The organism is Streptomyces sp. NPDC002809 (assembly GCF_040295435.1).
Lineage (GTDB): Bacteria > Actinomycetota > Actinomycetes > Streptomycetales > Streptomycetaceae > Streptomyces.
On record NZ_JBEOVJ010000024.1, the window covers coordinates 90470 to 97713 of the forward strand.

Genomic DNA, 7244 nt, shown 5'->3' on the forward strand with positions numbered 1-7244 from the left:
CCCTATGACAGGACGAGCGGACAGCCGAAAGGGTTCTCCGCGAGGGCCGTCGGTAGCATCGGCCGATGTTGCTCCCACGGCTGATCGCGTCCGATCTGGACGGCACCCTGCTCCGTAACGACGGAACCCTTTCCCCGCGCACCCTGCGGGCCCTGCGCACGGCGGAGGACGCCGGGGCGGAGATCGTCATCGTCACCGCCCGGCCGCCCCGCTTCGTCGACCGGCTCGCCGAGGCCACCGGCCTCGCGGGCACGGCGGTCTGCAGCAACGGGGCGCTCGTGTACGACATCGCGAGCCGCACCGTCGTCTCCTCCCGAGTCCTGCCCCTGACCACCGCCCAGCGGGTCGCCACCGCCCTCGCCGCCGCGCTGCCCGAGATCGGCTTCGCCCTGGAGACCGGAAACCAGGTCCTGTACGAACCCGCCTACCGGCTGCGCATGTCCGAGGACGTCGGCGCCGAGCTCCCCGTACCCTCCCTCGCCGACCTGTGGCTCACCGAGGCCCCCGTCACCAAACTGCTCGCGTGGTCGGACCGGCTCGACGCCGACACCCTGCTGGCCGCCGCCCGGCAGGGCGCGGGCAACGAGGTGCAGCTCACCCACTCGGGCGGGCGCGGACTGCTGGAGATCAGCGCGCCCGGTGTCACCAAGGCCGGCACCCTGGAGGTGCTCTGCACCGCACGGGGCATCGACGCCACCGAGGTCATCGCCTTCGGCGACATGCCCAACGACCTCACCGTCCTCGCCTGGGCGGGCACCGGCTACGCGATGGCCAACGCCCATCCGGCCGTACTGGCCGCGGTGCCGACGCACACCGTCACCAACGAGGAGGACGGCGTCGCCGACGTCCTGGAGCGGCTGTTCGCCGGCCAGGCCCGGCCCGCGGCCGCCATCTGACAGCCGGCAGGGCCCCGGGCGGGTCCGGCCCGGGGCCCTGCCGGCTGACAGCGAGCACGGGCCTCCGGTGAGACTGCGGAAAACGCCCGTGACCGGCGCGCAACGACGCGGCAACCTGCGCCCGGCACCATCGGTCCATGACGGAGCCGGCACCGGAACACCTCCAGGAGTCCCTGTCCCTCGACAGCACGGCGCAACTGCTGACCCGTATCACCGCACAGCTCGGCACCCAGCTCAGCCTTGTCTCCCGGAACGGAATCCGACGGCCCATGGACCGCACCCCGCAGCAGCCCCCGCACAGCAACGTGAGCCCACTGACACCCGCGGCCCCCGCACTCGTCGCCGTCGCGCACGGCAGCCGGGACCCGCGGGCGCTGCACACGGTGACGGGGCTCCTGGACCGGGTGCGGGAGCTGCGGCCGGGGCTCGACGTCCGGCTCGGTCACATCGAGCTCAACGCGCCCCTCCTCCCGCAGACCCTGGACGGCCTGGGGAGCGGTGAGGCGGTCCTCGTGCCGCTGCTGCTGGGGCGCGGGTACCACGTGAAGCAGGACATCCCGGACGCAGTGGCAGGCGCCCCCGCCCTGCGCACCCGCACGGCCGTCCCCCTCGGACCGCATCCGCTGCTCGTCGAGGCGCTCCACGGCCGGCTCACCGAGGCCGGCTGGCGGACCGAGGACGACGGGAACCGCAACAGCGCCGTGGTCCTCGCCGCCGCCGGCTCGCGGGACCCCGAATCGGCCGCCGACACCCGCCGCACCGCGCGCCTGCTCAGCGAACGGCTCGGCGGGGTGCCCGTCGTACCCGCGTACGCCTCCGCCGCGACGCCCACCGTCCCGGCCGCCCTGCGCGCACTCGCCGCCCGCGGTCGCCGGCGGGTCGCCGTCGCCTCGTACTTCGCCGCCCCCGGACGCTTCGCCTCGGCCGCTGCGGCCGAGGCGCCGTGGATCGCCGCCGCTCCGCTCGGCGCCCACCCGGCCGTGGCACGCCTGCTGCTCCACCGCTACGACCAGGCACGGGCGGGCGGCGCAGCGGCGTACGAAACTCTGATGAACACACGATTCCTGGTCTCCGCCTGAGCTCTCCTGTCAGTCCGGCGGATTAGTGTCGGTCCCATGAACGGCACGGACGGCACGGACAACGCGTACGGCACACAGGACCCCGGCACGGCCCCCTACGGCGCCGCCGACGCCGATCGCTGGGACACCGAGCCGGACAAACGGCCGGGCCGCACCGCCTTCCAGCGCGACCGCGCCCGGGTGCTGCACTCCGCCGCCCTGCGCAGGCTCGCCGGGAAGACCCAGGTCGTCACCCCGGGCACCCGCAGCCACGTCTGGGACGCCAGCCCGCGGACCCGGCTCACACACTCGCTGGAGTGCGCCCAGGTCGGCCGCGAGCTCGGCGCCGCGCTCGGCTGCGACCCCGACCTCGTCGAGACGGCCTGCCTCTCCCACGACATGGGCCACCCGCCCTTCGGACACAACGGCGAACAGGCGCTGAACGACTTCGCCTCCGACTGCGGAGGGTTCGAGGGCAACGCCCAGTCGCTGCGGCTGCTGACCCGGCTCGAACCCAAGCGGTTCGTGCCCGACACCCGCACCGGTGAACTGGTCAGCGTCGGGCTCAACCTCACCCGCGCCGCGCTCGACGCCGCCACCAAGTACCCCTGGCCGAGAGGTGGCCACCCCACCGACCCCGGCTCGCCGAAGTTCGGGGTGTACGAGGACGACCTGCCGGTCTTCCACTGGTTCCGCGAGGGTGCCCCGCGGGACCGCAAGTGCTTCGAGGCCCAGGTGATGGACTGGTCCGACGACGTGGCGTACTCGGTCCACGACTTCGAGGACGGGCTGCACGCCGGGCACATCGACCCCAACTGCCTCGACGCCGAGCCGGAGCGCCAGGAGATCTGGGCCGTCGCCATCGGACGGTACGTCCCCGCGGACACCGACCCCCAGGAGCTGTCCGACGCACTGGACCGCCTCATCGGCCAGGACTGGTGGCCGCACGGCTACGACGGATCGGCCGTCGCCCAGGCCCGGCTCAAGGACGCCACGAGTCAGCTGATCGGCCGGTTCTGCCTCGCCGCCGAGAGCAGCACCCGGCAGGCGTACGGCACCGGGCGCCTCGGCAGATACGGCGCCGAGCTCGTCGTCCCCCGCGATGCGCGCAACGAGTGCGCGGTCCTCAAGGCGGTCGCCGACCGGTACGTCATGCAGCGCGCCGAGCAGGAGGCGATCCGCGCCGACCAGCGGATCGTCATCGCCGAACTGGCCGCGGCGCTGACCGCCCGCGCACCGGAAGGCCTGGAGCCGCACCTGCGCGCGCTGTACGAGGCGGCGCCCGACGACCGCGCCCGCAAGCGTGTCCTGGTCGACCAGATCGCCGCCCTGACCGACGCGTCGGCCCGCAGCCTGCACCACTGGCTCACCGCACGCCGCGGCTGAGGGCACGTCGGCGGACCCCCTGGGGCGCGGCGATGACGGTCGGCGAGTCGCAGGTGGTCTGCTGGTGCAGGTACCGCGTTGCGCAGGGGTACAAGCGGACCGCCCGCGTATCCCTGCTCCCGGTGTGCGGGCGGTCCGGCACACCGGCCCATGACCACTGGGCGTGACCTGATCGGGTCACACCCTCTTTCGCCATCACGCTGCGTGCGGGACGCTCGCAGTTGGCGCCGCGCAGCAAGCACCGAGGAGGCATCAAGTGGTCGACGCACATCGGACGTTCGTCATTGTCGGCGGAGGACTGGCCGGAGCGAAGGCAGCGGAGACGCTCCGGTCGGAGGGTTTCAGCGGGCGGGTCATCCTGATCGGCGATGAGCGGGACCACCCCTACGAACGCCCGCCGCTCTCCAAGGGGTACCTGGCCGGGAAGGAGGACCGCGACACCGTCTTCGTCCACGAGACGGCCTGGTACGCGGGGGCCGACGTCGAGCTCCACCTCGGCCAGCCCGTCACCGCGCTGAACCGCGAAGCCCGCTCCGTGGAGCTCGGCGACGGCACCGTCATCCACTACGACAAGCTGCTCCTGGCCACCGGCGCCGAACCGCGCCGCCTCGACATCCCCGGCACCGGTCTGGCGGGCGTCCACCATCTGCGCCGCCTCGCCCACGCCGACCGGCTGCGCAACGTGCTGGCCGCACTCGGCCGCGACAACGGCCATCTGGTGATCGCGGGCGCCGGCTGGATCGGCCTGGAGGTCGCTGCGGCGGCCCGCGGATACGGGGCCGAGGTCACCGTCGTCGAACCCGAGGCGACCCCGCTGCTCAAGGTCATCGGCCCCGAGCTCGGCCAGATCTTCACCGACCTGCACAGCGACCACGGGGTCCGCTTCCACTTCGGCGGGCGCCTCACCGAGATCGTCGGCCAGGACGGCATGGTCCTCGCGGTCCGCACCGACGACGGCGAGGAACACCCCGCCCACGACGTCCTCGCCGCGATCGGCGCCGCCCCGCGAGCCGCCCTTGCCGAGGCCGCCGGTCTCGACATCGCGCCCCGCGCCCAGGGTGGCGGGATCGCCGTCGACGCCTCGCTGCGCACCAGCGACCCGCACATCTACGCGGCCGGCGACGTCGCCAACGTGGCCCACCCGCTGCTCGGCACCCGGCTGCGGGTGGAGCACTGGGCCAACGCGCTGAACAGCGGGCCCGCGGCGGCCCGCTCCATGCTCGGCCAGGACGTCGCCTACGACCGGGTGCCGTACTTCTTCTCCGACCAGTACGACCTCGGCCTCGAGTACTCGGGCTGGGCGCCGCCCGGCAGCTACGACCAGGTCGTGATCCGCGGCGACGCGGGCAAGCGCGAGTTCATCGCGTTCTGGCTGAAGGACCACAAGGTGCTCGCCGGGATGAACGTGAACGTGTGGGACGTCACGGAGACCGTGCAGGAGCTGATCAGGGCCGGGCAGCCGGTCGACCCGGACGCCCTGGCCGACCCGTCGGTTCCCCTGGAGTCACTGATCTGAGCGCCCGGGCCCGGTTCCCGCACCGCCCCGGCCCGTCCCCGTGCCACGGCGCGGGGACGGGCCGGGGCGGGCGGTGGACGTGGCGGACGTACGGGATCACACCCGCGCGCACCATGACTGTCCGATGCCACCCGTAGACTTCACTCGTGGCAGGCAGGATCAATGACGACGACGTGAAGGCGGTCCGGGACGCGGTCCCGATCGACGCCGTCGTTTCCGAGTACCTCCAGCTGCGCAACGCGGGCGGTGGAAACCTCAAGGGCCTGTGCCCCTTCCACGACGAGAAGTCCCCCTCCTTCCAGGTCAGTCCGAGCAAGGGTCTCTTCCACTGCTTCGGCTGCCAGGAGGGCGGCGACACGATCGCCTTCGTGCAGAAGATCGACCATCTGACGTTCTCGGAGGTCGTCGAGCGCCTTGCCGCCAAGGCCGGCATCACCCTGCGGTACGAGGAGGGCGGGTACAACCCCTCCCACCAGCGCGGTGAGCGGATCAGGCTGGTCGAGGCGCACAAGGTGGCCGCCCAGTTCTACATCGAGCAGCTGGACGGCCCCGAGGCCGAGATCGGCCGCAAGTTCCTCGCCGAGCGCGGCTTCGACCAGGCGGCGGCCGAGCACTTCGGCGTGGGCTACAGCCCCGCGGGCTGGGACCACCTCACCCGCTATCTGCGCGGCAAGGGCTTCAGCGACAAGGAACTGATCACCTCCGGCCTCTCCCAGGACGGTAGGCGCGGCCCCATCGACCGCTTCCGCGGCCGGCTGATGTGGCCGATCAGCGACACGGCGGGCGACATCGTCGGCTTCGGCGCCCGCAAGCTGCGCGACGACGACAACGGCCCGAAGTACCTCAACACCCCCGAGACGCCGATCTACAAGAAGTCCCAGGTGCTGTACGGCATCGACCTGGCCAAGAAGGACATCGCGAAGTCCAGCCGGGCCGTCGTGGTCGAGGGCTACACGGACGTGATGGCCTGCCATCTCGCCGGGGTCACCACCGCCATCGCGACCTGCGGCACGGCGTTCGGCGGCGACCACATCAAGATCCTGCGCCGCCTCCTGATGGACAACGGCAGCGCCCGGGTGATCTTCACCTTCGACGGTGACGCGGCCGGCCAGAAGGCCGCCCTGCGTGCCTTCGAGGACGACCAGAAGTTCGCCGCCGAGACCTACATCGCGATCGCCCCGGACAACATGGACCCGTGCGACCTGCGCCTCGCCAAGGGCGACGAGTCCGTCCGCGACCTGGTCGAACCCCGCACCCCGCTCTTCGAGTTCGCGCTCCGCCAGATCGTCGCCCGCTACGACCTGGAGACCCCGGCGGGCCGTGCCGCCGCACTCGACGAGGCGGCCCAGGTCGTCGCCAAGATCAAGACGGGCAGTGTGCAGCGCGAGGTAGCCGTCCAGCTGGCCGGCTTCGTCGGCATCCTGGACCAGGAGTACGTCGTGCACCGGGTCAACCAGCTCGCCCAGTGGGCCAGGGGCCGCGGCGAGCGGGGTCCCGCACCCGGCGCGCGCGGTGGCTCACGGCGCCAGGAGATCCAGGCACCCGCCGCCGCCCCCTCGGGCCCCGCGCTCAACCTCCGCAGCCCCGCGCACCGCACCGAGCGCGAGCTGCTCAAGCTCGCCCTGCAGAAGCCCGCCCTGGTCTCCCCGGCGTTCGACGCCTACGGCATCGACGAGTTCACCGCCCCGCCCTACGCCGCGGTCCGCCAGTGCATCGCGGAGGCGGGCGGCGCGGAGCTCGGCGTCCCCGACACCCGCGAGTACCTCGTCCAGGTGCTCGACGCGACCCCCAACGACACGGTGCGCAAACTGGTCACGGAGCTGGCGGTCGAGGTCTTCCACGGCAAGTCCATCGACGAGGCGTACGCGGGCGAGCACCTGGTCAAGGTCCGCCTGCGCGCCGTCGACCGCCGGATCGACGACGTCCAGGGCAGCCTCACCCGCCTCGGCAGCAACGTCGCCCCGGACCATCTGGCCGCCGCACAGAACGAGGTCTGGGTCCTCCAGCAGTACTCCCAGTCCCTGCGCAACAGCGGCGCCGACGCGCTCTGACGCCTCCGGCCGCACCCTGCGGGATCCGCCCGGTCACGGACGGGGCGGAGGGGGGGGCCGGGAACCGAGGGGCGGGGTGCGCACATCTGAGGCGTTGCCGTCAGCCGCCAACGCTCCGCGTTGCCTCCCTCCTCCGCCGTGCAGCTGCGCGCACCCCGCCCCGCTCCTTCTCCCGCCCCTCGATTCCCGGACCCCCTCAGAAAGTCCCCGCACGCCCCTCGTGGCAGCTGTGTGTCGTACCCCACACTGGGTGGCGGAGCCGGACCGGCCGGGGGGGGGGGGGGGCCCCGCCCCCCGCCCCCCCCCCCCCCCCCCCCAGGGGGCGGGCCGCCCCCCC

At 73.0% G+C, this 7244-nt stretch carries 5 protein-coding genes; all 5 read left to right on the plus strand.

Going from position 1 to position 7244, the window contains the following annotated elements; all coding sequences use genetic code 11:
- The first annotated feature begins 80 nt into the window (after positions 1-80).
- Entirely contained in the window at positions 81-896 is an 816-nt protein-coding gene (locus tag ABT025_RS17065; RefSeq protein ID WP_350994693.1) for a Cof-type HAD-IIB family hydrolase, read from the plus strand.
- A 137-nt stretch (positions 897-1033) separates the two neighbouring features.
- Positions 1034-1975: a sirohydrochlorin chelatase gene (locus ABT025_RS17070; RefSeq protein ID WP_350994679.1), complete on the plus strand. Its 942-nt coding sequence runs from the start codon at positions 1034-1036 to the stop codon at positions 1973-1975.
- Positions 1976-2011: 36 nt separating this feature from the next.
- Positions 2012-3340, plus strand: coding sequence for a deoxyguanosinetriphosphate triphosphohydrolase (locus ABT025_RS17075; protein WP_350994681.1), 1329 nt, complete (start codon positions 2012-2014; stop codon positions 3338-3340).
- Positions 3341-3596: 256 nt separating this feature from the next.
- Positions 3597-4856 (plus strand): NAD(P)/FAD-dependent oxidoreductase, encoded by a 1260-nt coding sequence (locus ABT025_RS17080; protein WP_350994683.1) that lies wholly within the window; start codon positions 3597-3599, stop codon positions 4854-4856.
- Positions 4857-5002: 146 nt separating this feature from the next.
- Positions 5003-6907: a DNA primase gene (dnaG, locus tag ABT025_RS17085; RefSeq protein WP_350994685.1), complete on the plus strand. Its 1905-nt coding sequence runs from the start codon at positions 5003-5005 to the stop codon at positions 6905-6907.
- The last annotated feature ends 337 nt before the right edge of the window (positions 6908-7244 follow it).